General features: G+C 59.2%; 22 protein-coding genes and 1 tRNA gene. 5 read left to right on the top strand and 18 right to left on the bottom strand.

Annotated features, from left to right (window positions below):
- Nucleotides 1–47: 47 nt before the first annotated feature.
- The 12 genes from ftsA to mraZ form a co-directional block, all read right to left on the bottom strand.
- Nucleotides 48–1,313, bottom strand: coding sequence for a cell division protein FtsA (ftsA, locus tag PPP56_RS01795; RefSeq protein ID WP_353562183.1), 1,266 nt, complete (start codon nt 1,311–1,313; stop codon nt 48–50).
- A gap of 79 nt (nt 1,314–1,392) precedes the next feature.
- The gene (locus tag PPP56_RS01790; RefSeq protein WP_353562181.1) at nt 1,393–2,151 is read right to left on the bottom strand and encodes a cell division protein FtsQ/DivIB; all 759 of its coding nucleotides are present in this window, start codon (nt 2,149–2,151) and stop codon (nt 1,393–1,395) included.
- Nucleotides 2,148–3,635 (bottom strand): UDP-N-acetylmuramate--L-alanine ligase, encoded by a 1,488-nt coding sequence (gene murC / locus PPP56_RS01785; RefSeq protein ID WP_502912538.1) that lies wholly within the window; start codon nt 3,633–3,635, stop codon nt 2,148–2,150. The genes PPP56_RS01790 and murC overlap by 4 nt, the downstream gene beginning before the upstream one ends.
- A complete protein-coding gene (murG, locus tag PPP56_RS01780; protein ID WP_353562179.1) occupies nt 3,632–4,762 on the bottom strand; it encodes an undecaprenyldiphospho-muramoylpentapeptide beta-N-acetylglucosaminyltransferase in 1,131 nt (376 codons plus the stop codon). Before murG ends, murC begins: the two co-directional genes overlap by 4 nt.
- Nucleotides 4,759–5,928, bottom strand: coding sequence for an FtsW/RodA/SpoVE family cell cycle protein (locus tag PPP56_RS01775; protein WP_353562177.1), 1,170 nt, complete (start codon nt 5,926–5,928; stop codon nt 4,759–4,761). The genes murG and PPP56_RS01775 overlap by 4 nt, the downstream gene beginning before the upstream one ends.
- 92 nt (nt 5,929–6,020) lie before the next feature.
- Nucleotides 6,021–7,412 carry a UDP-N-acetylmuramoyl-L-alanine--D-glutamate ligase gene (murD, locus tag PPP56_RS01770; RefSeq protein WP_353562175.1) on the bottom strand — a complete coding sequence of 464 codons (1,392 nt, stop codon included), beginning with the start codon at nt 7,410–7,412 and terminating at the stop codon, nt 6,021–6,023.
- 144 nt (nt 7,413–7,556) lie between these two features.
- Complete coding sequence (gene mraY, locus PPP56_RS01765; protein WP_353562173.1) at nt 7,557–8,717, bottom strand: phospho-N-acetylmuramoyl-pentapeptide-transferase; 1,161 nt, start codon at nt 8,715–8,717, stop codon at nt 7,557–7,559.
- Nucleotides 8,718–8,791: 74 nt separating this feature from the next.
- Entirely contained in the window at nt 8,792–10,363 is a 1,572-nt protein-coding gene (locus tag PPP56_RS01760; protein ID WP_353562171.1) for a UDP-N-acetylmuramoyl-L-alanyl-D-glutamate--2,6-diaminopimelate ligase, read from the bottom strand.
- A 5-nt stretch (nt 10,364–10,368) separates the two neighbouring features.
- Nucleotides 10,369–12,327, bottom strand: coding sequence for a PASTA domain-containing penicillin-binding protein (locus PPP56_RS01755; protein ID WP_353562169.1), 1,959 nt, complete (start codon nt 12,325–12,327; stop codon nt 10,369–10,371).
- Nucleotides 12,328–12,359: 32 nt separating this feature from the next.
- A complete protein-coding gene (locus tag PPP56_RS01750) occupies nt 12,360–12,875 on the bottom strand; it encodes a hypothetical protein (protein WP_353562167.1) in 516 nt (171 codons plus the stop codon).
- 38 nt (nt 12,876–12,913) lie between these two features.
- Nucleotides 12,914–13,906 carry a 16S rRNA (cytosine(1402)-N(4))-methyltransferase RsmH gene (gene rsmH, locus PPP56_RS01745; protein ID WP_353562165.1) on the bottom strand — a complete coding sequence of 331 codons (993 nt, stop codon included), beginning with the start codon at nt 13,904–13,906 and terminating at the stop codon, nt 12,914–12,916.
- A gap of 59 nt (nt 13,907–13,965) precedes the next feature.
- Nucleotides 13,966–14,406, bottom strand: a complete 441-nt coding sequence (gene mraZ, locus PPP56_RS01740; RefSeq protein WP_353562221.1) for a division/cell wall cluster transcriptional repressor MraZ — start codon at nt 14,404–14,406, stop codon at nt 13,966–13,968.
- A gap of 348 nt (nt 14,407–14,754) precedes the next feature.
- Here mraZ and PPP56_RS01735 point away from each other — a divergent pair, with 348 nt between their 5' ends.
- From PPP56_RS01735 to glnA, 4 genes are all read left to right on the top strand, one after another.
- Nucleotides 14,755–15,030: a DUF3006 domain-containing protein gene (locus tag PPP56_RS01735; RefSeq protein WP_353562162.1), complete on the top strand. Its 276-nt coding sequence runs from the start codon at nt 14,755–14,757 to the stop codon at nt 15,028–15,030.
- Entirely contained in the window at nt 15,027–16,163 is a 1,137-nt protein-coding gene (locus tag PPP56_RS01730) for an MBL fold metallo-hydrolase (RefSeq protein ID WP_353562160.1), read from the top strand. The genes PPP56_RS01735 and PPP56_RS01730 overlap by 4 nt, the downstream gene beginning before the upstream one ends.
- Before the next feature lie 412 nt (nt 16,164–16,575).
- Nucleotides 16,576–17,067, top strand: a complete 492-nt coding sequence (locus tag PPP56_RS01725) for an Lrp/AsnC family transcriptional regulator (RefSeq protein ID WP_353562158.1) — start codon at nt 16,576–16,578, stop codon at nt 17,065–17,067.
- A 62-nt stretch (nt 17,068–17,129) separates the two neighbouring features.
- Entirely contained in the window at nt 17,130–18,467 is a 1,338-nt protein-coding gene (gene glnA / locus PPP56_RS01720) for a type I glutamate--ammonia ligase (RefSeq protein WP_353562157.1), read from the top strand.
- A gap of 386 nt (nt 18,468–18,853) precedes the next feature.
- Here the strand turns inward: glnA and PPP56_RS01715 are convergent.
- The 4 genes from PPP56_RS01715 to PPP56_RS01700 all read right to left on the bottom strand — a co-directional run bounded on the left by PPP56_RS01715 (nt 18,854) and on the right by PPP56_RS01700 (nt 21,367).
- Nucleotides 18,854–18,926: transfer RNA gene (locus PPP56_RS01715), tRNA-Ala, on the bottom strand.
- A gap of 153 nt (nt 18,927–19,079) precedes the next feature.
- Nucleotides 19,080–20,066, bottom strand: coding sequence for a ribose-phosphate diphosphokinase (locus PPP56_RS01710; protein ID WP_353562156.1), 987 nt, complete (start codon nt 20,064–20,066; stop codon nt 19,080–19,082).
- 125 nt (nt 20,067–20,191) lie between these two features.
- Nucleotides 20,192–20,527, bottom strand: coding sequence for a hypothetical protein (locus PPP56_RS01705; protein ID WP_353562154.1), 336 nt, complete (start codon nt 20,525–20,527; stop codon nt 20,192–20,194).
- Nucleotides 20,528–20,665: 138 nt separating this feature from the next.
- Nucleotides 20,666–21,367: a metallophosphoesterase family protein gene (locus tag PPP56_RS01700; protein WP_353562152.1), complete on the bottom strand. Its 702-nt coding sequence runs from the start codon at nt 21,365–21,367 to the stop codon at nt 20,666–20,668.
- 187 nt (nt 21,368–21,554) lie between these two features.
- On the opposite strand from PPP56_RS01700, the gene PPP56_RS01695 reads away from it, so the two are divergent.
- On the top strand, nt 21,555–22,808 hold the full coding sequence (locus PPP56_RS01695) for a D-alanine--D-alanine ligase family protein (protein WP_353562150.1): 1,254 nt from the start codon (nt 21,555–21,557) through the stop codon (nt 22,806–22,808).
- A 3-nt stretch (nt 22,809–22,811) separates the two neighbouring features.
- Here the strand turns inward: PPP56_RS01695 and PPP56_RS01690 are convergent, their stop codons facing one another.
- Nucleotides 22,812–23,303 (bottom strand): hypothetical protein, encoded by a 492-nt coding sequence (locus tag PPP56_RS01690; protein ID WP_353562148.1) that lies wholly within the window; start codon nt 23,301–23,303, stop codon nt 22,812–22,814.
- 6 nt (nt 23,304–23,309) lie between these two features.
- A partial coding sequence (locus PPP56_RS01685) for a hypothetical protein (protein WP_353562147.1) occupies nt 23,310–23,536 on the bottom strand: 227 nt, incomplete at its 5' end.

Below are 23,536 nucleotides of genomic sequence, written 5' to 3'. Positions count from 1 at the left end.
CAGGCTATCGGACCCTGCGACGTGTTTTTTAATCTTGGAGAAGTTACTTAGAGCTCGTCAAACCACGCTTTCATGCGGGCTGCCAAGCGATCCATCAGCGTCTGCCCTTCGGTCTTACCATTGGCACTGCTTCGCGCTTCCACGTCTTCGCTCAGCGTAGGGCCTCCGATGATTTCGGGCCGCATCCCGTAGAGCACCAGCCCTACACCCGTGGAAAACTTCGGGTCGGTCACCTCTTCAACGAGTCCCCCACCAAGTCCCATCGGGCGTCCGATGCGCGCTTCCATGCCCAGCACTTCAGCCGCCAGCTCGGCTGTACCAGGAATCAGCGACCCGCCGCCCGTGAGCACACATCCAACGCCCAGGTGCCGGCCGTAGCCGCTCCGCTTGATCTCGATCGCAGCAATTTCCAGCAGCTCTTCCATGCGGGGCTGAATGACCTGAGCCAGCGTATCACGCCCGATCGTCTTCTCGGGACGTCCCGCAATACCCGGAATCTCAATCTGCTCGCTCGGATCTGCAAAGTCGACGAGCGCAGTGCCAAACTGGCGCTTTAGCTGCTCGGCCTGGTCGCGCATTACGCTCACGCCTTTGCGAATATCGTCGGTGACTTTATTACCGGCAACAGCGATTACAGCCGTGTGGCGGATGGTGTTGTCTTCGAACACCGCAATATCGGTGGTACCGCCCCCAATGTCGATAAGTGCCACCCCCACCTCCTTCTCGTCTTCGTGGAGCACGGCAAACGAGGAAGCGAGAGGTTCGAGCACGATGTCTGCCACCTCAAATCCGGCTTTTTCGATACACCGGTAGATGTTCTTTGCTGCCGAAACCAGCCCGGTGATGATGTGGACGTTCGCCTGCAGGCGCACGCCGCTCATCCCAACGGGGTCGGCTACGCCGTCTTGCCCGTCTACGACGAACTCCTGCGGAATCACGTGCAGGATCTCACGGTCGGCTGGCATCGCTACCTGCATCGTGTCTTCGAGCAGCCGCTGCACGTCGTGCTCGGTAATCTCGCCGGAGCGAATAGTGACAACGCCATGGCTCTGGAAGCTTTGTACGTGGTCGCCTGCAATTCCCACAATTACATGGTGCACCTCCACGCCTGCCGCTCGCTCGGCCTCCTCAATGGCTTTGCGCACCGCGTTCACGGTACGATCGATATTGACTACGACGCCACGATTAAGCCCATCTGAGGCCGCCATGCCCATGCCTAAGATATTGACCTCGCCAAGCTCGTCTTCAGCGGCCACTACGGCGCACACTTTTGTTGTGCCAATATCGACCCCCACTACGATCTGTCCATCCATGGTATGTGTAAATGCGTGGTGCGAAAGAAACGTACATGTGTTGCGTTATTCGATGCCCTTACTGACCATAACTCGCTGGTCATGGCCGGGTGATCACTTGCCCCCGAAAGCGAAGGTCGATCGTGCGTACCGGATCTGCAGTCTGCTGGATCACATGCGTATGAAACGCTTCGAGGCGTCGAAGTTTTTCTGGATACCCTTGCTTTCCGAGCCGGACTGTCATCGCATGGCCTTGCGGATGCGTAACGTACAGCTGCACCGCATGATCGGGCCCTATCTCGATGCCGGAAATTATGTCGTAGGTCGTTCCAGATCCGGCAATGGCACGAAGCGCCTGCCGTAGTTCCGGTCGCGCAACAGGCTCATGCTGATGATACGAAATGGAGTCGTCGTACACCAGGGGTACGTCGAAGACACTATCGTTACGGAGCGGAAGAGCATATCCGTGTGCATCCAGATAGAACTGAGGGCGCCCCTCCGCGTCGACCCAGCGGCCCACCGGGGTGCGCTCGTCCAGCGCTACCGCTACATGGTTACGAAATGGATGCGTGCGCACCTGCGCATCGGCAATCCAGGGGTGGCGTGTTAGACGAGCCGTTGTGCGTTCGGGGTCAACCTCGCGTAGCGACATCCCGCTGCGCAGGTGGGCCAACGCCCGTACCGAATCCGCCGTCAGCACGGTCGCTCCTGATACCGACATAGACTGCATGGTGCCGCCGGCGTACCAGCGCCACCCCAGCACGACAATCACTGCGCATACGCACACGGCCACAACCAGCGAGGCAATGAACGACGGGCCGGAGCGAGACTCAATACGTAGCCAGTCTGGTAGGTTCATGACGACGCGTCGGTGGCTTCAGCTCCGGTAAACGCTTGCTCTTGATGGGTTGCCCCTCCACCGTTTGCCTCTTCCGACGCCCGTTCTTCGAGCGCCGTCACAAATTTGCGGCTGGCCCGCCAGATATCTCCTGCTCCGAGCATGAGCACTACGTCGCCCGGACGTGTCACCTCAAGAAGGCGCCCGGGAAGCTCGTCGAGCGCTGCCACCCACTGTACCGACTGGTGCCCAAAGTCACGGGCCCGCTCGGCCAGCGCGCGTCCACTCACGCCATCAATCGGTGCTTCGCGAGCTCCATACACGTCGGTGATGACGAGCAGGTCGGCGTTGAAAAACGAGCGCGCAAAGTCATCGAGCATGTCGCGGGTGCGCGAGTACAGGTGGGGCTGAAAAACGGCAACCAGACGGCGGTTGGGAAAGCCCTCGCTGGCCGCTTGCAGCGTACCGTTCAGTGCGGTAGGATGATGCGCGTAATCGTCGATGACTGTCACGCCTGCTGCCTCGCCAACTTTTTCGAAGCGCCGCTGCACCCCTGAAAAGCGTGCGAGCCCGTCTCGGATATCCGCAAACGGGATGTCAAGTTCGTATCCAATAGCCACTGCAGCCAAGGCGTTGCGGATGTTGTAACGCCCGGGTACCGACAAGCGAATCGTGCCCAACTCGTCGGTGCCATGCATCACCGTGAAGCGCGTCCCAAGTCCGTCATGCGCAACGCTTTCGGCACGAATCTGCGCTTGTCGCGTGGTGCCGTATGTGAGCACACGCCGCTCAATGCGTCCTACAATAGACTGCACGTTTGGGTCGTCGAGACAGACAATCGCGGCGCCGAAGAAGGGCACGCTGTTGGCGTACTGCACGAAAGCCTGCTTGATGTCGTCGAGGTCTTCGTAGATATCGAGGTGGTCTTCCTCGATGCTCGTAATGACAGCCAACGAGGGCGTAAGACGAAGAAACGTGCGGTCGTACTCATCGGCCTCAATCACGATAATATCGCCCTCTCCGGCGACGGCGTTCGACCCGAACACCGCGACCTTTCCACCCACGATGATGGTCGGGTCGAAGTCGCCTTCCGTGGTAACCAGGCCGACCATAGAGGTCGTGGTTGTTTTGCCATGCGTGCCGGCGATGCCCACGCCAAACTTCATGCGCATGAGCTCACCGAGCATCTCGGCGCGTGGGATGAGCGAGATGCGCCGCTCGTCGGCCGCCTGCGTTTCGGGATTCGCATCGGGGTCGATGGCCGACGAGTAGACCACCACGTCGGCATCGCCCACCTGCGTGGCGTCGTGTCCCTGGTAGATCGTGGCGCCCAGCGACACAAGGTGGTCGGTCACGTCACTGGTTTTCAGGTCTGACCCGCTTACCCGGTACCCCCGGTTTAGGAGCACCTCGGCGATGGAGCTCATGCCGATGCCGCCAATGCCAACCATGTGGACTTTTCGAATGCGTCCCAGAGCGGGCTGTCGTCGTCGCGATGTACTCATGAAGGGGCCGAGGTATGGGTGGAAGGGGACGATGCAAGGCGAAGTACGTCTTGCGCAATAGTGCGGGCCGCATGAGGCTGTGCCTGTGCTCGAGCAGCACGTGCCATCTCGGCTCGGGTGTCGGGGGTGTTCAGGAGCGCATGGAGTGCATCAAAGAGCCGATCGTGCAGGTCGGATTCGGCAAGCACTTTCGCGGCCCCGGCATCGCGCAGGCTCTTCGCATTCTTTGTCTGATGGTCGGCTACGACATTGGGCGACGGAACCAGGACCGAGGGCGTTCCCGTGGCCAGCAGTTCGCTGCACGTAAGGGCTCCGGCGCGGCAGAGTGCCAGGTCGGCCGCCGCATAAGCGTGGTCCATGCGGTCGATGTACTCCATCAGCCGCAGGCGCGGATGGGAGTCTACCTGCCGGTAGAGCGTTTCGTAGTAACGGCTCCCGGTCTGCCACCACAGATGCACGTTTGGAAACGCCTGTAGCAGATCCTGATGGTGCTGACGCACTGCCTCGTTGAGCGCTGCACTCCCCAGCGAGCCGCCCGTTACAAGCAAAACCGTTGCTTCATCATCAAGTTCATACTGGCGTCGCACAGCCGATGCATCGACTGACAGAAGCCGCTCGCGTACAGGGTTGCCGCTCTGGTGTGTACGTTGCTCAGGCAGCTGCTCTGCTGCTTCTGGGAAGGCCACATGGATCGATGCAGCCATCGAGCTTAGCAAGCGATTCGTGACGCCCACGTACGCATTCTGCTCTTGAATAACCAGGGGCACGCCCCGCATCCAGGCGGCCAGTCCAACGGGCCCCGCCACGTATCCCCCCGTACCCACGACCACGTCGGGCTGTATGGCACCGACGAGCCGCCAGCTTTGCACCACGCCGCGCACAAGTTTAACGGGAAATGCGAGATTATCCCATGTCCACGCACGCTGAAATCCGCTTACCGTAATGGGATGCAAGGCATAGCCTGCTTTAGGCACGGCACGCGCTTCGAGCCGGTGGCGCGTACCGGCAAACACGACCACGGCATCAGGATGCTCGTGCCGTATAGCATCGGCAATCGCGATAGCCGGGTAGACATGCCCACCGGTACCTCCTCCTGCCAGCAGAATGTGGGGCGGACGTGTACTCATGTGTTTTCTTTGGATGCGTTCGTCTGTCGCGATATGTTCAGTAAGATACCTGCCATGATTCCGTTGGCAATCATAGAGGTACCGCCGTACGACACAAACGGCATGGGCAGTCCGGTAACAGGAAGGAGGCCGCACGACACGCCAGCATGGATAAATCCGTAGAGCGCGATGAGTGTGGTAAACCCCGTTGCCAGGAACGCGCCCAGGGGGTCAGGTGCGTCACGGGCAATACGCAAGAAGCCTCGGAAGAGCAGCAAGCAAAACGCACCCAGCAGAGCCAGGGCACCGAGCAGCCCGTACTCCTCAGCAATGATGGCAAAGATAAAGTCGTTGTAGGGGGTGGGCAGAAAATCGCGCTGTACGCTTTTCCCTGGCCCCACTCCTGTAAGTCCGCCCATTGCAAAAGCGATGCGGGCCTGATCGGCCTGGTAGCCTTCGCCCTGCCGGTCGAGCACGTATTCCGCATCGGTAGATGCGAACATGTTGGTGCCAATGAAGGACTCGACACGCGCGGCCCGGTGAGGTTCTGCCAGAATCAGCCCCACTCCCAGAAGTAGCCCCAGCATGGCCAGCACACCGATCTGCATGGTACTGACGCGTGCAATAAAGCACATCACAATGACAGCCATGACCATTACGGCTGAGGTAGACAGATCTTCGAGTCCAACCAGCACGACCGTGATCCCCACCCATACCAGCACGGGCAAAAAGGAGCGGCTGAAGCTTTTGATGTATTCTTGCTTCTGGGTCAGCAGCACGCCAACATAGAGCACAAGCGCGACGCGCGCTATGTCCGACGGCTGGAACCCAAACCCGCCCAGGGTGAGCCAACGAGCCGGCCCTTCTGCAAATGCTCCCATAACCTTCACGGTGAAGAGCAGCCCGAGGGCTCCCAGCAGCCCGATGCGGCTGTAGCGTGCCAGGATGCGATAGTCGATCATGCTTACAACGAACATAGCGCTTAGTGCAAGCACGACGCGCGTGAGGTGCCTAACCAGGAAGAGCTCGGTGTTGCCACCAGAACGCATTTCGGCAAAGAACGTGATCGAGCTATACACAGCAACTACCCCAAACGCCGCCAGCACAAGCACCACCCAGGTGACGTACTTGTCGGCCGGCGGCAGGCTCTGGAATCGAGTAGCAAGGGCGCGGAAAATTTTTTTCACGACGGTGCGAGTGGATCGTTAAAGCGAGAGTGGGGCTGGCACAGACGTTTACGAACAGCGGCTTTGCCATGCAGAAGGTGCAACACGGCACGTTACAGGGCCTGAACCAGACGCCGGAAAACGTCGCCGCGTTCTTCGTAGTTGGCGTACATGTCGAACGAGGAACAGGCTGGGCTAAGCAGCACAGCGTCGCCAGGCTCAGCCAGGCGCTGCGCGTGCGCAACAGCATCACGCATCGACGTTGCGTGCACGCATGCCTCGGCCTGCGGACCAAGCTCACGCATGACGGTGTCAGCGCTTTCGCCCAGCGCGATTACGGTGCGCACACCGGCACGAACAAGGGGTTTGAGGGGCGCATAGTCATTTCCTTTGTCGCGCCCGCCAGCAATGAGTACGACCGGGCGCTGAAAACTTTCCAGGGCATACCATACGGCTTCCACGTTGGTGGCCTTTGAGTCGTTCACGTAGAGCACGCCTCGATGCGTGCGCACGGCCTCCAGGCGATGCGGTACGCCTTCAAAGGACTGCAGCGCACGTCGCGTGGTATCTATAGGTACTCCGAATGCAACAGCGACAAGCGTCGCAGCCATGGCGTTATAGCGGTTGTGACGACCTCGAAGTGCAATGTGTCTCGTTTCAAAGAGCGAGATATCTGTGGCGCCATCCTGGCGGAGCCAGAGCTGCCCATCGCTCACGTAGAGCCCCTGTTGGAGAGGGGCCTGCTGGCTAAATCCATACACGTTCGGGCGCGCTGCGGCGCTGTCTGGATGCGCCTGATGTACAGCAGCAGCTACGCGTTCGTCGTCAGCGTTGTAGATGACTGCATCACCGGCTTTCTGCTGCGCCATGATACGTGCCTTGCTTGCTGCGTAAGCGTCTACGTCGCCCCCGTAGCGATCAAGATGGTCGGGGGTAATGTTCAGGAGCACGCTCACGCGCGGCTGGAACGCGTCTACGTGATCAAGCTGGAAGCTCGACACTTCGAGCACCACAATGTCATTCGGGCGCGCCGCCGCGGCGTGGTCGCTGAACGGAATGCCGATGTTGCCGGCTACGATAACGCGTCGTTCAGTGTCGTCGCTGAGCGTGCTGCGTAGCACATGCCCTGTTAGCTCGGTCGTAGTCGTTTTGCCGTTGGTGCCGGTTATCGCCACGATCGGGGCGTCACAGAACCAGGATGCCATCTCGATCTCTGACACCACCTGTATGCCCCGCTCTTTGGCTTGCTGCACCAGTGGGGCCGTAGAAGGCACGCCCGGACTCAGCACCATAATGTTGGCATCGAGGGCCAGGTTGCTGTGTCCGTTGAACTCGTACGCTGCATCGTACTGCTGCAGCACGTCGAGCACCGCGTCGCTGGGCGGCCCCTGTTCTGTCAGAAAAAGCTGGGCGCCCGCATCCCCCAGGAGACGCACAGCAGCTTGCCCGCTACGAGCGCCGCCCACAATGGTGATGCGATTGCCGGCAATTGAGGAAGGAGCCATAGGTCGAAGCACGGGGCGAAAAAGCGATTACTCAGGGTCTGAAGATATAGGGGTAGGGGGCCGGTCTCTACAGCTTGTTTGGCTGAGGACTCGCGTTCGAGACGAGGCGCGGGTGCGTTGCAGGCAATCCGACAGGCAATCTGGTTAGCGGATGCGAAGCGTGAGCAGTGCAGCAATAACGGTAAGCGCTGTGATGATCCAGAATCGGGTCACGATTTTGGCTTCATGTGTGCCCTGTGTTTCGTAGTGGTGATGCAGCGGCGCCATCCGAAAGACGCGCTTTCCGGTGCCGGTCTTGCGGCGCGTATACTTGAAGTATCCGGTCTGAATGATTACGGATAGCGCTTCCGCAAAGTACACAATACCCAGCAGAGGAAGCAGCAGCTCTTTTCGCACCATAAGCGTAACGGCACCTACCGCCGCACCGAGGGCAAGCGCACCCGTATCCCCCATAAATACCGAAGCCGGGTAGCCGTTGTACCACAGGAACCCGAAGCATGCGGCCGCCATTGCGGCGCAGAACACCGTAAGCTCGCCCGTGCCGGGCAGGTGCATCACGTTTAGAAATGTGGCCAGGTTGACGTTTCCTGACACATACACCAGCGCCATGAGCCCGAGCGACACAAACGCCGTTACGCCCGCCGCGAGTCCGTCAAGTCCATCGGTAAGGTTTACGGCATTGGAAACGGCGCTCATGATAAACACGACCACCGGAATGTAGACCAGCCAGCCGAGATCAATGCTCGTTGTTACCCAGTCGCGGAAGAAGTAATAGTCGAGCGAATAGTCTTTTATGAAAGGGAGATACGTAAGACTGTTGTACTCGGCAAAGGCCGGTGTGAAGTATAGCACAGCGCCAACGACTACGCCGATACCGACCTGACCAAGTACCTTATACCGTGCGGGTAGTCCGTCTTTCTGTTTGAGCACCGTTTTGATGTAGTCATCGGCAAACCCTACGGCGCCCATCCAGGCGGTGGCGACCAGCGCCAGCCATACGTACGGCTGGCGCAGATCGCCCCAGAGCAGCACGCTACCCAGCAGAGCCAGTAAGATAATTAGACCACCCATGGTGGGCGTTCCCGCTTTATGGGCATGGTCTACTGTACCCGAAGCATCGCCGGTGCGAACGCGCTCGCCAAGCTGCTGTCGCTCAAGCCACACAATGATACGACGCCCTGCGAACAGCGCAATCACGAGCGCTGTGAGCGCAGCCAGCGAGGCACGTACAGTAATAAACTGAAAGACTTGAAAGCCCGGCGGATCGAGCGTGCGCTCAATTAGGCTCAGGAGTTCGTAGAGCATGCATTAAGGTGGCTAAGAACAGTCGGTGGGGTACGGTGTGAAGAGGGGCATAGTGTGCCAGGCCAGAAACAGAATTAATCGAATAGATCAGGCTGCCCGGAGGTGTGGTAGGCTTCAAAGTGACGTCGTGCCACAACCCGATCGTCGAAGGCATGGCGCTCATCGCCGATAATCTGATACGTTTCGTGCCCTTTGCCCGCAATGAGCACTACATCGTACGGAGATGTGCGACGCGCGGCTTCTTCGATCGCGGCGGCACGGTCGGGGATCCACCATGCATCAGCCGGACGGCTCATGCCCCGCCGAATATCGTTCAGAATAGCGTAGGGGTCTTCGGTGCGCGGGTTGTCGTTTGTCACGATCACACGGTCGGCCAGCGTCTCGGCCATGCCGCCCATAAGGCGACGTTTACCTGTGTCGCGGTCGCCCCCGCATCCGAACACGCACCACAGCGCACCGGTGTCTGGCACGAGAGGACGAAGCGTCTGCAGAATGGACTCCAGCGCGTGCGGGGTATGTGCATAATCAACAATGACGGTAGGTCCGGCCTCAAGATCGAGGCGCTCGAAGCGTCCGGGCACAGAAGGGGCTGATTCGAGCGCACGGCACGCTGCATCAGCGTCGGCGCCGCAGGCCCGCAGTGCACCATACGCAGCAGCCAGGTTGTACGCGTTGAAGCGTCCGGTTACCTGAAAGGTAGCGTCGTGGCCGTCCAACCGCATGGAGAGCCCTCGGGCTTGCGCGTCGACGCGGCGCATCGCAATATCGGCTTGCGGGTGCGTACCGTACGACCGAACCGTAGCTGCTGTGTCGGCCACCATAGCAGGCCCGGCGTCATCATCGCGGTTGTAGATCGCGGTTGCATCTGCGGAAAGGCCATCGAAGAGGCGCTTCTTCGTTGCCTGATAGGCCGCGGGGGTGCCGTGATAGTCGATGTGGTCGGTGCTTAGATTGGTAAAGAGCGCTACGTCGTATCCAATGGGCGTGGTGCGATACTGGTCGAGCGCGTGCGAGGAGACTTCCATGACGCAGGCCGTGCATCCGTCATCGACCATGCGGCGGAGCGTGCGTTGCAGTTCGATCGGGCCCGGTGTTGTGAGGGCTGCGTTAACAGCAAGCGTACGCGTTCGCACCTCTACTGTGCTAATTAGGCCTGGAGTTTCTCCAACATCCTGCAAGCCGTTGTACGTAAGATATGCCGTTGTTGTCTTGCCGTTGGTTCCGGTGATGCCGATCATGCTCAGCTCGCGCGCCGGGTCTTCGTAGTAAGCTGCAGCGCTATGCCCCAGCGCGATTCGCGCGTTGGACACCTGCACAAATCGGACACCAGGATACTGCGTGGACGGGCTCTCAGGGAGCCGCTCGGCGACTACGACGTGCGCGCCATGATTGATGGCCATCTCGATATAGGCGTGCCCGTCGGCAGCATTTCCGGGAATTGCCACGAAGCATGCTCCTTCGCGCACCTTCCGGCTGTCGTCGGCCACTTGCGCCAGTGAGCACGTGGCACCGGCGTCTACCTGGTCGCCATGCACGACATCGGTGACTACCCCGGCAGCGTAAAGCCGATCGAGGAGCGTATCAAAACGCACGGTGCGCGACGCCGGCGGGACGGTCGATCTGATGTCGGATTCCGAGAGTCCCATATTCGTTACTCGCTAATGAGCGTTACTGCTTCGGGGAGCGCGCCTCCGGGCTCGATAGACTGCCGTGCTACGACGCCTGTACCGCGCAGCGTAACGTCTACCCCCTGCGCCTCCAGCCAGTGGAGCGCCGTTCGCATACCGATACCCCGGAAGTCAGGCATCGTCGCAGGGTCGTCAACCGAAAGCGTAGCGGGTTGTACAGATTGCACGGATTGTACAGAGGGAGGCGTGGCGGTCGTATCTTCGGGAAGCGTGGCCGCCTGCATCAGGCGTGCGGAGGTCCCCGGAAGGGTCGTTAGCCAGCGGCGCATAATCCGGTTGAAGATGGGTGCAGCCACGTCTCCGCCATACATGCCCTGCTGGGGCGCCCCAATAAGAACAAGCAGCGTCACTTCAGGATCGTCGGCCGGAAAAGAGCCGACAAACGACGCTCGGGTCTGATTTCGGGTGTACTGTCCGCCCTGCGCAGCCAGGGCCGTTCCTGTCTTTCCAGCGATGGGAACGGTTTCGATACGAGCAGCGGTAGCGGTACCCTCTTCGACGACGTCTTGCAGCGCTTCGGTAAGCAGTGCTGCCGTTTCCGGTTCTACGACCCGCCGTATGGTGTCGGGCTCGGCCTCCCAGAGCGTGTTGCCCCTGTAATCACGCCGCTCGGCAACCACGTGCGGTTTTACCAGCACACCACCGTTGCTTAGTGCACTGTAAGCTGAAAGCAACTGAATAGGGGTTACCGCCACCTCATAGCCGATGCTCATAGACGTAGGCGTTGTTCGGCTCCACTCTGAAGGACGCCGTAATACACCGCTCACCTCTCCCGGAAGATCAATCCAGGTTGGCTGGCTAAACCCAAAGTTGCGGGCATACTGGTAGAGCGTACCTGGCTGAATGCGGCTGGCCACCTCGGCGGTGCCTACATTGCTCGACTTGGCCAGCACTTCTCGAAAGGGGATTGCACCGTACGCGCTGATGTCGCGCATGGTGTAGCCGGAGTAGACCGCCCACCCGTCGCCCGTATCAATCGTGTCTTGCAGCGTTACGTGGCCTTGCTCAAGCGCCGCTGCCGCCGTCACAAACTTAAAGGTCGAGCCGGGCTCGAAGCGATCTGTGATCGCGCGGTTGCGGCGCTGCGCATCCGAAAACGCAGAAGCCCGATTGGGATTGTAGGTGGGCACGTTTGCCATTGCCCGGATTGCTCCGGTGCGCGGATCCATCGCGATGGCAGTGCCCCACGCGGCGCCCTGCTCGCGCACCCCGCGCGCCAGTTCGTCTTCGAGTGCTACCTGCCACATCCGATCGATGGTAAGCACCAGGCTCTGGCCTTGCTGCGGAGCCACCTCGCGCCCGCCCACCAGTGCTTTGATCTGCCCGCGACGGTCGCGCTGCACCGCCCGCCGCCCGGGCGTCCCGGTCAGGTACTCGTTGTACTGCAGCTCTAAGCCCGCCAGTCCTTCGCCATCGCTCCCGATGTGCCCCAGAATGTGCGCAGCGCTGGTGCCATGGTTGTATGTACGGGCAAAGCGCGGCGTCATGATGAGTCCCGGCACGCTCCATTCCTCGATCACGCTGCGCTGCGACTCGTCGAGCCCGCGCCGCAAGAGAACGTACTGCGGACTTGTCCGCGAGCGCACCCGGTTACGATAGTATGTTGCAGATCGGTCTGTCACCGAGGCCAGCGCCTCGTAAAACCGTTCGGCCACCCCGGCGAATCCGTCTACCGTCGGGTCGAGCGCAATGTCGTAGGTCGCGGTGTTGATAGCGAGCGCGTTGCCTTGCCGGTCGAGAATGGCGCCACGCATGGCCGGAATGACCTGCTCAGAATGTGCTTGCTGCTCACCTCGGGCGCGCAATTCATCTCCCTCAATAAGGTGAATGAGTCCGATACGGGCAGCCACAAGCAGCGGAATGAGTCCCAGCAGGACCAGGACGATGTACATCCGTAATTGGATTGCGTCGCGGGCGTTCACGGCAGCTGCAGTGTAAGAAAGAGGAAAACGGTTTAGCGGTCTGAGAGCGCTTCGCGAGGAATGCTCGGCCCAAAGGCGACGGTCTCTTCAAGCCCGAGCGCACGGGCCCGTTCGTAGATAACGGACGGCCCCGTTTGCCGGGCGCGCTCGCCTTGCAGATAGTTGTACTGAATATGCAGCGACTGATTCTCGGCTTCGGCCTGCTGAACGTCGGCCAGAAGCTGCTGGGTCGCGTTCACATGCCACACGTACCCGGTAAACGACGCAGCGAGTAGGATAACGACAAGAGCAAACTTCCACGTGGGTACCTGCTCCAGGAACGCCTCACCAGACTTTGGGGCGTAGCGGCGTGCATTCGTGTGCTCAAGGTCGGTCCAGCTCGGCAATGCCGTGCCGTGCCGCCTCCATGCGCTCTTGGATGCACGTGGTGAAGACGTCCCATTCGTAGACCGCTGGCCGTGCGCCGCAGAGGCCCCTGACGTGCGTGCCGAGGAGCGGCGCGACGACGAGGCGGAGCTGGGCGCACGTGGAGGGCGCGAAAAAGCCATATCGGTTCGGGGTGTACGGTTTGTGCACAGTGCAGTTATTACGGCACAGGGGGGCCTGCCGCGTCTTCGGCACGCCGTTCGGCGATGCGTAGCCGTGCGCTCCGTGCACGCGGGTTCTTCTCCACTTCCGCCGCAGAGGCTGTCTGTGGCGACGCGTCGACGGGTGCAAACGGTGCAATGCGCGTGCCGTAGATATCACGCTGCACAGTGCCCTCAAAGTTACCGTCGCGCAGGAAGCGCTTTACGCGGCGGTCTTCCAGCGAATGATAGCTAAGCACCGCAATACGCCGTCCGGCAGGCAGTATATCAGGGCTGGTTTCGAGCACTGCTTCGAGCGCCTCCAGCTCGCCGTTCACCGCAATCCGCAGCCCTTGAAAGACGCGTGCCAACGTTTTTGTTACCACGTGCCCCGGCACCTCATTACGAATAACCTCGGCAAGCTCCCCCGTGGTGTTGAGCGGGCGGGCTTCGACGATTGCACGAGCTATGGGCCCTGCGTAGCGTTCTTCCCCGTAGCGCCCCAGCACCCGTGCCAGGTCGCCATGAGGCCATTCATTTACGATGGCATAAGCCGTAAGCCGACGCTCCGGATCCATACGCATGTCGAGCGGCCCGTCGGCCTGGAAGCTGAATCCGCGCTCGGGCTCATCAATCTGATGCGACGATACGCCCAGGTCGAGAAGCAGCCCGCTCACTGTGTCTATACCCGCCTCTCGAAGCAGCGTAGGCAGGTCGCGAAAGTTTCCGCGTATCAGATGCAGGCGCCCTGCTTCCACGTCCCCTGCGAGCCGGCTTTGTACGGCTCCGAGCGCTTCGGGGTCTTGATCAACAGCGATAACCTGCCCGTCCGGCGCAAGCGCATCAAGTAGGGCTTCGGTATGTCCGCCCCCACCAGCTGTAGCGTCTACGTAGGTGCCCGACGCATCTGTAATGAGGCTGTTGCATACTTCGAGCGCCATTACGGGCGCGTGGTACGCGGTTGCATAGGCTGAAGAGGGGGTGTCAGAACCGTTTGGAGACGCGTTGGCCATGGTAATAAGAAGGCGGTCGTTATAGCAGCGAAATGTGATGGGGGGCAGATGCCCATGCCCTACATGCCCATCACGCGTTCTGCCAGCGTTTCGTAGTTGCTGGGCTGCTGGGTAAGGTACGACTGGAAGCGTTCAGGATTCCAGATTTCAATGTGGTCGAATGCGCCAATGATGCGGGCGGTGTCTTGCAGGTTGCTGAAGTCAACAAGCGAGCTCGGTAGCCGAACGCGGCCCTGCGCATCGAGCGAAACGTCTTCGGCCCACATCATAATGATGCGTACGAAGTCGCGCGTGGCCCGGTTGTACATGTTGAGCGCGGCGATTTCGTCTTCAATCGCTTGCCAGCGCTTCGCAGGATAGAGCACAACGCACTGCTCAAATCCTCGCGTAATCGTGAATGGGGACTGCGCTGCGTCGCCGAGCACCTTGCGCATCTTTGCCGGAATGGCAACCCGTCCTTTGCTATCAATGGTATGCTCAGCCTGTCCCTTAAATACCATCAAATACCATCCAGATGAAACTCGTTAGGCGCGGCACAGCAGCATGCCCTGCTCTTGAAACGTATCCGCAAACCAGAGGAATGCGAACGCTTTCGGACCATATCGGACTATATGGGAAAGTCCCCCACTTTTCCCCACGTTTAATTAAAGTACTGAAAAAAGCGGTAATGTCAAGTCTGAAGTGCTGGGAGGGCGTTAATTTCATCCGGGCAGCACGTCCCCTTTCGTGTCTCCAGCCTTTATCGCTCTTGCCCTCGCAGTGAACCGAGTATACCCGCCTCCGTATCTCTGCCTGTGTTACTTACATGAGCATTGTTCACGTCAAATCCAGCTAACAGCACACACGCTATGTCTTCTGCCCGTTACATTATTGATCGCATCGAAGACGGCGAATGGGCCGTGCTCGAAATGCCGGATGGCACAATGCTCGATGTGCCCACCGCCTGGCTTCCCACCGATGTATCAGAAGGCGACGTCGTGCACGCCGACCTCGAGGCCGGAGCGCAATCGAGCACGGTCACCTTCACGCGCGATACCGACGCCACCGAACGCCGGCGCGACAACTTGCAAGCGCGTCGTAACAAGCTATCTTCTTCCAAACCGGACGGCCCCATCTCGCTATGATGCCCCGCTCTTTTTTCTTTTCTATCCTTCCTGCCGTGGCCCTTCTCGTCTTCGGGCTGGGCTGTGAGGCATCGGCACCCTCCGATGAAACGGCAGACGCATCTCCCGAGCCTGAAGTAACCAATGGCGATGCTGCGGCGCCTGGCGACGCCGCTTCTTCGGCAGCGCCGCTGCAGATCACTATGCTTGACGTGGGCCAGGGAGACGCGGTCTTGCTGCAGAGCCCCGAGGGTCAGACCATCCTCTATGATGGCGGCCCCCGGCGGGCTGATGTGTTGAGCCAGCTTCGTGCTCTTGAGATCGAGCAGATCGATATGATTATTGCTTCGCATCCGCATGAAGACCACATCGGCGGTCTGCCCGCTGTCATCGAAGCCTACCAGCCGCGCTTTATTATCGACAGCGGAATGGCTCATACCACACGCACCTACGAGCGCTATCTCGACGCCATTGAGGCGGCGGGCTCGCAGCTGCTGGATCCGGATCGCCAGACCATCGAGTTTGGCCCGGTGGACATTGAGATCGTTCCGCCTCCCAACGACGAGGATCTCGGACTCAACGACAACAGCGTGGGGCTGCTCCTGACGTATGGAACGTTCAAGGCTTCCTTTTATGGGGATGCTGAGCATGATCAGTTTGCGTGGCTTCTTGCCAACCACCCTGATCTATTTCCTGATGTACAGGTCCATAAGGCCAGTCACCACGCCAGCCGCAACGGCGATGTACGTGAAGCCATCGACCAGCTGCGTCCACAGGTCGTGCTGGCAGGCATTGGGGCCGACAACCGCTACGGGCACCCGCACGACGAGGCGATGCTGTTGTATGATAGCGTCGGGGCCGAGGTGTACCGCACCGACACCCACGGCACCATACGCATCAGCGCACGCCCTGACGGCACCTTCGACGTGGAGCCGACCGCCGACGTGGATGCGCTCATCGCCGCGCGGTGCATCAACATAAACGCCGCAGCGCCAGACGAGCTTGTCCGTATCACCAACGTAGGCCCGGCTACCGCTCAGGGCATTGCAGATGCGCGCCCCTTCTCTCGTCTTGACGATCTAACGCGTGTTGACGGACTGGCCGAGGCCTCTGTGCAGGCGATCAGAGACCAAGGACTCGCCTGCGCTGAGTAGATAGGCTGCCGAGGTCCTGTTTCATCATCACGTTGTTCGCCGCGTCTTTTACCATGTGACCGGACCGGACAGCATCTGTTTTTCAGCGTCTGGTTTCCCGTTTGTCGCACTTTTGCCCCCGAGCGTCCGTGCCGGCTCGCTCGGGGGCTCTTTATGTTCTGGCATGTACGGGCTGCACCATGCCCGAAGAGGTTGAGGTGTGGAGGAACGAGCAGTCCCCGAACCGGAAGCGCCAGAGCCGACTCGGCTGGGAGCGTTATTTTAGGATAGACTGCTCAGAGAGGCCCCCTGCAATATGCTGGAAGCGCTACCATTTCCTTTATAGAATATTTTTTTGTTTTGTACTTGACAAGCCAAAAATAATGGTGTACAATGCCCTTGTAACCAAAAATAATTAAGCAATCGGGCAAAAATGAGCCACACGCTTGACGAGATTGACGCGCAGATTCTTGCGCTGTTGCAGGAGGATGGTCGCATCCAGCGCAACGCAATCTCTGAAGAAGTCGGGCTGTCGGTGTCTGCAGTGAGCGAGCGGATGCGCAAGCTTGAGGCCCACGGCATCATTCAGGGTTATCACGCGGTGCTTGATGCCAAGCGTCTTCGGTTTGACATCACCGCGTTTATCCGTGTCGGGGTAGACGGCTCCGAGCACTATCCTCAGTTTGTGGATGCGGCTACAGCCATGACCGAGGTATTGGAAGTGCACTCTATCACCGGCGAAGGGTCGCATGTGCTTAAGATTCGTACTGAAAACACGACCTCGCTGGAGCGCTTTCTGTCACGTATTCAGGCCCTTCCGGGGGTATCAGGCACATCCACGAGTATCGTACTCAGCACCTTTAAGGAGACGCGTACCGTGCCGACACGCCCGATCGAAGTATTTGCCCCTACCGAGGAGGCATAACATGAGGCATAACGTCTTGCCTTTTCCCATTCGTTTTCTCACGACTACCTTACAGAAGCACAATGACCCAAGCAGACATCTTAACGCGTATCGAGGAGGAGAACGTTGACTTCCTGCGCTTGCAGTTCACAGACATCCTGGGCACGGTCAAGAACGTATCGATTCCGGCAGGCCAGGCTGAAAAAGCGTTCAGCGAAGGGATCTACTTTGACGGCTCCTCAATCGAGGGGTTTGTGCGCATTCAAGAGTCGGACATGCGCCTGGAGCCCGACCCCGATACGTTTGCGCTGTTGCCCTGGCGCAGCCAGCGCTCCGATGGTACGGTATCAGCACGGCTTATCTGCGACGTTATGAATACGTCTACGGGCGAGCCCTTTGCTGGAGACCCGCGGTTTGTGTTGCATCGCGCTATTGAGCGTGCCGAAGCCCACGGCTTCGAGATCAATGCAGGGCCGGAGCCGGAGTTTTTCATCTTTGAGCAAGATGAGGAAGGGCGCGCTACAACAAAGACACACGACGCAGGCGGCTACTTTGACCTGGGCCCGAAAGACATGGCCCAGGAGATCCGTGCCGAGATCATCTACATGCTGCAGGAGATGGGCTTTGAGGTCGAAGCCAGTCACCACGAGGTGGCTCGCGGACAGCATGAGATTGACTTTAAGTATGCCGATGCGCTGACCACCGCCGATAACATTGCGACGTTCCGCGCTGTGGTGCGTGCGGTAGCCGGACTGCATGGCACGCACGCCACGTTCATGCCGAAGCCCATTGCTGGCATCAACGGATCGGGAATGCACACGCACCTCTCGGTCTTCAAAGACGGCACGAACCTGTTCCATGACGACGACGATGAGTTCAACCTGAGCACGCAGGCCTATCAGTTCCTGGGCGGAATTCTGGAGCATGCCCCTGCGCTCACGGCCATCTGCAACCCAACCGTGAACTCGTACAAGCGCCTTGTGCCGGGCTACGAAGCGCCTATTTACATTGCATGGAGCGATGTGAACCGCTCAGCGCTGGTCCGCAAGCCGGCTGCGCGTGTTCCTGCAGCTTCACGCATCGAACTGCGTTCGCCCGATCCGTCGTGCAATCCTTACCTGGCGCTCGCCGTGATGATACACGCCGGCCTCGACGGCATCGAGCGGGAGATGGAGGCTCCTGGACCCGTACGCGAGAACATCTATGACTTTACGGAGGCCGACCGCGTTGAGCGCGGTATTGAAACGCTGCCCAGCACGCTGGGGCAGGCCGTTAATGCGCTGAAGGAAGACGACGTCATTCTTGAAGCGCTCGGCTCTCACGTGAGCGAGAAGTTTATCGAAGCGAAGACCGTAGAGTATACGGAGTACCTTGCTTCGGTATCAGGATGGGAGCTGGATCGGTATCTTGAAACGTTCTAACTGTCCTTGTTCTGCCGCATGGCAGACAGACAGGATTATTCGCATGCAGCCGGGTCCGCATGGAGCGGACTTGGCTGTACGCGTTTTACGGGTGTATTCTTGAAAAGGCCCGCTGCGAGATTCGTGATGCAGACTGTTCTACGTGCAACAGCACCAGACAGAAATCTTCTACAGATAGAGGCCAGGCCACGCTGCAAGCATCGGGACGCACGTATTCCGTGATGCGCATTGGTATAATGGCCACGCACCGCTTTCCCCTGTATTTTGTTTGTTGGCCTGCGTTTGGGCTTTGCGTTTTGCTTGTATAGCAGCACGCGGCCTGCACGTCATATAAAAATATAAAAACCCCCGCTCGGGCACAGGGCTCGGGCGAGGGTCGGGGGCAGTGGAGCTAAGCGGATTCGAACCGCTGACCTCTGCAGTGCGATTGCAGCGCTCTACCAACTGAGCTATAGCCCCATTGTGTATGTCTATTTCCGAAAAACGAGGAGAGCAGGTGCCGGTTCCACTGTCATGCGGATGCGCTGTGATCTTTCGCTAAACAGAGGCGACGACCAGACGCCGGTTTCCTCTTGCCGTGACCAGCTGTGATGAGCCCGCATTGGGACGCTATCACGGCGAGGGTCGCGCAAAGGCTTCTCTCGTCATGACCGCCGTAAGATCTTGCGCGCAGCGTGGAGCCACATCCACAGTATGCGTACGGCTGTGAAGCGGCGTACTTGTCACCTGATCCGCGGGAATCGTGTTCGCGACAAATAGCCGCTCAAGACCAGCCGTGCGAAGCCGTGTGGGGGCGCTGTCTAACAGAAGTCCGTGCGTGACAGCGGCCCATACAGACTGTGCACCGGCATCGTAGCAGGTTTGCACGGCCTGGGCCATGGTGCCACCGGTGCTGATCATGTCATCCACAACAAGCACCGTGCGACCGGTTACGTCTCCCATAAAAGCGTTTTGGGTGACGGTATCAGGACGGATACGCTGCTTGTGCACAAGGGCCAGTTCTACGGGGCCACGCTGTGGGGTAGCTAATGCCTGGGCCCATGCCTGGGCGCGCTTCCATGCGCCTGCATCTGGAGCGCAGACGGCGACCTTTGCGCCTTCAGGGAGCTGGTGATCTACCTGTTCGGCCATAACCGATACCGGGTTCATCGACCAGGTCGGTCCGCTAAACGCGTTATGAAGTGCAGCGGGCGTGTGTGCGTCAACGGTGAGCAGCGCGTCTAACCCGGCATATGTGAGGTGCCGGGCAATCGCTTTGAGCCCGAGCAAGTTTGTTGGAGTGGCCTTTGTATCGCTGCGCGTATACCCGAGATAGGGCACCAGTCCAATGCAGCGCGCTACTCCAGCTTCTTTGAGCTGATGAAGCCCGAACACAAGCTCCATGATGCGGTCGTGCACCGACTGGTCGTGGGTAGACACGAGCGACGTTACCAGTACCACCGTTTGGGGCAGAGGAGCAGGCCACTGCACATCGATCTCGTCGTCTGGAAAACGCGTGACGTCAGCCTGTATGCAGGGCCAGTCGCGGGCTGTAGCTACCTGACGTGCAAATGGCAGATCGGTTGGGAAGGCAGCGCATCCGACACGGGGGGTGGGCATAGCAGCCGGAATGGAAGTCGATACGTAGGAAGACGGGCTACAGTGAACGATACACATCGAGCCGGGCAAGTGCAACGCCTGGCCTGGAGATCAGCACGGCACCTGCACACGGAGTCTGTAGTCTGTTACACCGTTCGGTCTTCTGCACATTGTGGACAGTCGAGCCACTCCTCTGCTGGGATCGACGTAAGCGCCTGCGGACTGGCTCCCCGTTCAAACACCGGACGCAGTAGGATATCACCTTCGGCGTAGGTTGTGCCGCATGTATGGCACGCAGCCTCATGGTCGAGCTGGGTCGGCGTGTACCCGGAGATCACCCATCCGTCGTGGCCGGTGTGGGTAGCCAGGCTCTCGAGAGCCGCCCGTACCGTACGCGACTTATTCCCGCCATAATACGTTGCAGCCAGCTCATTTAGCAGTGTGACGGCTTCTTCGTCGAGCGTAAAGTTAAGTCGTTTCATATCTTGATTATGTACACACAGTAGGGATACATAGTGTGTACTGTTGATACGAGAAAAAGATCAATTGTGGGATTACGCCCCCTTCTCCCTGCGCTGTTTACGAATGCGAGGCGTCTGCAGCGTTTACTCTTCAGAGACCTACTGCCCCTTGTAGATTCGCTGCGCCAGCCGTTCGGGCAGTCCTGCTTCCTTGATTCGTTCGGCGGCTCCTTCTACATCGTAGGCAAATCGAAGGCAGCGATGGTACGGCTTTTCGGTATCGAACAGCACAATGCTTCCCTTAGGCGTGTGATCGCGCGGCTGCCCTACGCTTCCTACATTGATCAGGTACCGGTGGCCCGCTCGCACTTCAAACACCCCAAGTGTGTTTGCAATAACTGCTGGAACGTGGGTGTGCCCGGTAAAGCAGAATGGGGTGTCAAAATGGTCGAACTGCGCACGGATATCCCGGTAGGCGGAGAGGCGTTTCCATGCGCTTGGTGCATCAGGGGAGGCATGTACCAGTGTACAGTCACCGACAACCTCAAGCAGGGGCAGCTCTTTCAAAAACGAAAGCTGTGCTTCGGTTAGCACAGACCGTTGGTACGAGACTGCCGCCTGCGCGTTAGGTGGCAAGGTTTCGACCCCTTCGCCGGTTGCAACGGCTCGATCATGATTGCCTTGTACGACGATTTCGCAGTGTTTGCGTACAAGATCAATACAGGGGCCCGGGTCGGCATTATACCCCACGATGTCCCCCAAGCAGTATATCGCGTCGATCTCAGCCTGCTCCGCAACGCGAAGCGCTGCCTGAAGCGCTTGCAGGTTCGCATGAATGTCGGAGAGTACAGCCAGCCGCACAGTGCCATGTTTTATGGGATGCAGAACGAGAACAGTGCAACATAGGAAATGCTTTTGTTGTGTACAACTGGATCCAGAACAATTGGATTGTACTTGACGTGCGACCCACCTGATACGTACCGGGCTGACCTGTACGTCGACTGCTCGCATGCACCAATACGCCCCTACCTAATAGCTACGTTCTTCCGTGAGCACTCCCACATGTACCGTCGGTGTTGTACTGGGCGGGGTTGCCCCTGAGCATGAGGTATCGATCATATCGGCCCTTCAGGCTGCAGCGGCTCTCGACCGCAGTCGCTACCGCCCTATCCCGCTCTATATCGCGAAAGATGGAACTTGGTATACCGGAGACGCGCTGCTCGACGTAGAAACCTATCGCGACTTGGACAGGTTGCGCGCCCAAGCCACTCCGGTAGCCCTGCATCCTAACCGCCATGGCACCCTGCGCATCGTAGAGGTACCTGCCGCGTCGCGCTGGGAGCGCATGCGGCATACGCCACTGCGTGCAACAATTGACGTTATGCTCCTTGGCCTGCACGGCGGCCCCGGCGAGGATGGAAGCATTCAGGGGCTGTGCGAGGCGATGGGGGTACCGTATACCGGAAGCGGTGTGGTCGGGTCGGCAATTGGAATAGACAAGGTGCTCTCAAAAGAGCTCTGTCGTCTGCATGACATCCCAGTTGTTGACTTCGTAGCGCTCCGCGAAAGTGAATGGGCCCATCATGAAGACGAGCAGCTTGACCGCTGCATAGATATGCTGGGCCTCCCGCTCATCGTGAAGCCCGCACGCTGCGGCTCCTCAATCGGCATCGATCGTGCCGACACGCGGGCTGAGCTTGACGCCGCTATTGAAGACGCATTCCGATACGACAGTAAGGTAATTGTGGAGGAGGCTGTAACGGCGCTACGTGAGATTAACTGTTCGGTGCTTGGCACGCCGGCTGAAGCCGAAGCGAGCGTACTGGAAGAGCCCGTTCCGTCATCTGAAGAGGAGGTGCTCTCTTTTCAGGACAAGTACATGCGCGAAGACGATGCCGGCTCGTCAGGCGCGAAGGCACGAGGCCCTGAAGGGATGGCGTCGCTCGACCGGATCATACCTGCAGAGTTAGATAGCGGACGGACTACTGCTATACAGGAGCAGGCAGTACGCATTTTCCAGTTATTTGAATGCGCTGGGGTAGCCCGTATCGACTTTATGATGGACCGCAACACGGGTGCCGTGTACTTTAATGAGATCAACACCATTCCGGGATCGTTCTCGTTTTATCTGTGGGAGCCAAGTGGCGTGCCGTTTGACAGGCTCATGCATCGCATGATACAGGCTGCACAGCAGCGGTTTTCCGAAGCGTCGGGCCGCATCCGAACCTACGACGTAAACCTGCTTTCGGAGCGTAGCCTGTCGGGATTCAAAGGAAGCAAGTCGAATGGAAGCGGGTCGTAATCGCTATGTTCTGCTACCTCGGCGACGCTCCCACATCCACAGCGCAACGGGAACACCGATGCTGTAGAGGTCAACGCCATATGTCTGCATAAACCCAGCTACCGCCTCGGCTCCCGGCCACATCATAAGGGCTCCGCTCCATAAGGCAACGATCAGAAAAAACAGCGCGCAGTGTCCGACCCAGAAAAGAAACCAGTAGGGCTTTCGGGGAAAGGCTGCGACAAGGAAGAGGGCTGGCAGCAGAAAGGGGATACCAGCAGGTGCGGGAAGCCCGCGTTCCTGTCCGCTCGGCAGTGTGAGACGTGCCGGTCCGGCGCTCGCCTGCACATCGTTTTCGTGCTCGGCACTCCATTGGAGCACGGGAACAGCCACTTGGTTCAGTACAACCGTTCGTGCAGGACGCCAGGCGGTCCAGTACCCGACAAAGAGCAGCACGATCAGCAAACTCCGCACGGCAATAGCCTGCGCGGTTCCGATGAGAGAAGTGCGGTCCATAAGAGCCTACGACGAGAGCGCGGGGGCTTGAGCAGAAGGGGTGGAAGTATCTTGCTGCTCAGGGGTCGATGCATCGTTCTCGTTCAGATGCGCCCAGGCCATCCACAGTCCAAATACCACAACGTAGAAGAAGGTTATGCCAATCAGGGGTAGAAAAAACCATGTCGCCGCAGGCGGCTTGGAAGGGAGATGGACCAACACCTTCCCACACAAGCAGCCCTTGGCGACATGGA

Source organism: Longimonas sp. (assembly GCF_040409695.1).
In the GTDB taxonomy this organism is placed as follows: Bacteria; Bacteroidota; Rhodothermia; order Rhodothermales; family Salinibacteraceae; genus Longimonas.
The sequence above is the reverse complement of the archived record's forward strand: the minus strand, read 5'-3'. Positions and strand labels throughout refer to the sequence as shown.